Below are 2,638 nucleotides of genomic sequence, written 5' to 3'. Positions count from 1 at the left end.
TCGGCGGCGGTTCCATACCGCTCGACGCCGACGGCCGTGATGTGACGGGCGTGCCCGCCGCCCTCGCCGTCGTCGGTCTCGCGGCGCTCGTCGCCGTCTTCGCCGTCCGCAGGGCCGGACGGCTGCTGGTCTCCGCCCTGCTGGCGCTGAGCGGCGCCGGAGCGGCCCTCGCCGCGTTCCTCGGCGCCTCGGACAGCTCGGCACTGGACGAACTGGCCGCCAGGACCACCGGTGACACCGCCGCGACGGTGGACGCGCTGAGCCACACCGCCTGGCCTTATGTGACCACGGCCGGCGGTGTGCTGATCCTGCTCGCCGGAGCGCTCGCGGTGCTGTACGGCAGCCAGTGGCCCGCGATGTCCGGGCGGTACGAACGGCCCGGCGCGACGGGCTCCGGCGCGGGCGCGGCCTCCGGGCGCGGTGCCCGGCGTACGCCCGTCGTGGACCCGGACCGTCCCGAGGACCTGTGGAAGGCGCTGGACCGCGGCGAGGACCCGACGCGCGAGGACACCGGGCGCGAGAGCTGAGCCACACCGCCCGACCCCCGGGGCCGAACGGGAATCCGATGCGGGACAATGGCCGATGAGCGTCCGGCTCACCCAGCGCAGACCCACACCGTCGGCGCGGACCCACGCGGCGCGCGACAGGGCAACAGGAACGAGGAGCAACTTATGGCGGGCAGCAGCCAGCACGGACACGGACACACCCCGGCGGCCTGGACCGGTTCCATCATCTCCTTCGTCGGCTTCTGTGTCGCCGGAGTCTTCATGGTGGCGGCGAACGCGCCCGGTTTCTGGGCCGGTATGGGTCTCATCCTGCTCGGCGGTGTCGTCGGTCTGGCGATGAAGGCCGCGGGTCTGGGCACGCCCAAGGAGTCCGAGGAGCTGGTGCGGGCCAGGCAGCTCGCCGGAAAGCCGCAGGTCCAGGCGCAGGCGCCGGTCCAGGTGGCGGGCGCGACCGTGAAGGCCGAGGCGAAGGCCGAGGCGACGAGCGAGCCCCAGACGCAGACCGCCTGACCGGGCCGGCGCTCCGCACCCCGACGCAGTCCGGCACGGCCGGGCTGCGTCCTTCCGTATGAGCGGCGACAATCACCGGGTGGACGCGATGCCGACCTCCGCACACGACCCGTCCCGGGCGCCCTCCGGCGTGCCCGCCCTCGCGCCGGGACAGGCCCCGGCCTTGTTCGTACGGCGCTCGTTCGTACGGCGCGTTCTTCCGCCGCTCGGCGTCCTCGCCGGGATCGCCTCGGCCTGGACCTATGTCGGTCTGGTCGACCCGAATGAAACAGGCCACTACCCGGTCTGCCCGCTCTACTGGCTGACCGGGCTCTACTGCCCGGCCTGCGGCGGACTGCGCAGTGCCTACGCCATCGCGCACGGCGATCCCGTCACCGCCCTCGGCGCCAATGCCCTCGCGGTCCTCGGCTACGCGGTCTTCGCCGTGGTGTGGACGGTCTGGGTGGTACGGGCCGGGAGAGGCATGCCGGTACGGATCACTCTCGGGCCTGTCTGGTGGTGGGCGCTGGGCGCGGTGATCCTGGTCTTCACAGTCATCAGAAATCTGCCCTTCGGCTCGTCGCTCGCACCATGAATGCCCAGGCAGTGGCATGCTCGGCCAACCGGATGCGGAGCCTTCGGTCACTTCCGGATAGCATCGATATGGCTGATCCTGATCTCATTACCGGACCAGTACCGGCCCAGACCGATCCAGACCCGTCCAGGAAAGGGGGCCCCTCGCGTGAGTGTGCTCGACGAGATCATCGAAGGCGTCCGCGCCGACCTCGCAGAGCGGCAGGCGCGCGTCGGCCTCGATGAGCTGAAACAGCGCGCGGCCAGGGCACCCGAGGCCAAGGACGGAGTGGCCGCGCTGCGCGGCGAATCCGTCCAGGTGATCTGCGAGGTCAAGCGCTCCAGCCCGTCCAAGGGCGCGCTGGCCGCGATCGCGGATCCGGCGGGGCTCGCCGCCGATTACGAGGCGGGCGGCGCGGCCGTCATCTCCGTACTGACCGAGCAGCGGCGCTTCGGCGGCTCGCTGGCCGATCTGGAGGCCGTACGGGCCAAGGTCGACATCCCGGTCCTGCGCAAGGACTTCATCGTCACCTCCTACCAGCTCTGGGAGGCGCGTGCGTACGGCGCCGATCTGGTGCTGCTGATCGTCTCCGCGCTCGACCAGCCGGCGCTGGTCTCGCTGATCGAGCGGGCCGAATCGATCGGGCTCACACCGCTGGTCGAGGTGCACGACGAGGAGGAGGTCGAGCGGGCCGTGGACGCGGGCGCGCGGATCATCGGTGTCAACGCGCGCGATCTGAAGACACTGGCGGTCGACCGAGGCACTTTCGAGCGCGTCGCTCCCGAGATTCCGGCCGGCATTGTGAAGATCGCCGAATCCGGAGTGCGCGGGCCGCACGATCTGATCGCGTACGCCAATGCCGGCGCCGACGCCGTACTGGTCGGTGAGTCGCTGGTGACCGGGCGTGACCCGAAGTCCGCGGTCGCCGACCTCGTCGCCGCGGGCGCCCACCCGGCGCTGCGGCACGGGAGGGACTGACTTGCTGTGAACGCCGTCGCCGTTCCCGTACCGCACACGCCGCACGCGGCGCTGGCGCGTGGCTGCCGCCCGCGCGGCTGCCGCGCGCCGG

Annotated in this window: 3 protein-coding genes and 1 pseudogene; all 4 read left to right on the top strand. The window is 71.9% G+C overall.

What is annotated here, in order from left to right; translation table 11 throughout:
* A partial coding sequence (locus GA0115259_RS32770) for a TIGR02234 family membrane protein (protein WP_093603688.1) occupies positions 1-527 on the top strand: 527 nt, incomplete at its 5' end.
* Between the two features lie 144 nt (positions 528-671).
* A pseudogene (locus tag GA0115259_RS32765) lies at positions 672-920 on the top strand (HGxxPAAW family protein); the annotation flags it as partial.
* Positions 921-1,074: 154 nt separating this feature from the next.
* The gene (locus GA0115259_RS32760; protein ID WP_093603686.1) at positions 1,075-1,590 is read left to right on the top strand and encodes a DUF2752 domain-containing protein; all 516 of its coding nucleotides are present in this window, start codon (positions 1,075-1,077) and stop codon (positions 1,588-1,590) included.
* A gap of 147 nt (positions 1,591-1,737) precedes the next feature.
* A complete protein-coding gene (gene trpC, locus GA0115259_RS32755) occupies positions 1,738-2,547 on the top strand; it encodes an indole-3-glycerol phosphate synthase TrpC (RefSeq protein ID WP_093603684.1) in 810 nt (269 codons plus the stop codon).
* Positions 2,548-2,638 lie beyond the last annotated feature (91 nt).

It is taken from the genome of Streptomyces sp. MnatMP-M17 (assembly GCF_900091995.1).
Classification (GTDB): domain Bacteria; phylum Actinomycetota; class Actinomycetes; order Streptomycetales; family Streptomycetaceae; genus Streptomyces.
This window is presented reverse-complemented; position numbering and strand designations above follow the sequence as displayed.

Excerpts from the sequence above, each read along its gene's own strand:
- GA0115259_RS32760 (WP_093603686.1), top strand. The coding sequence starts at position 1,075 with ATGAGCGGCGACAATCACCGGGTGGACGCGATGCCGACCTCCGCACAC.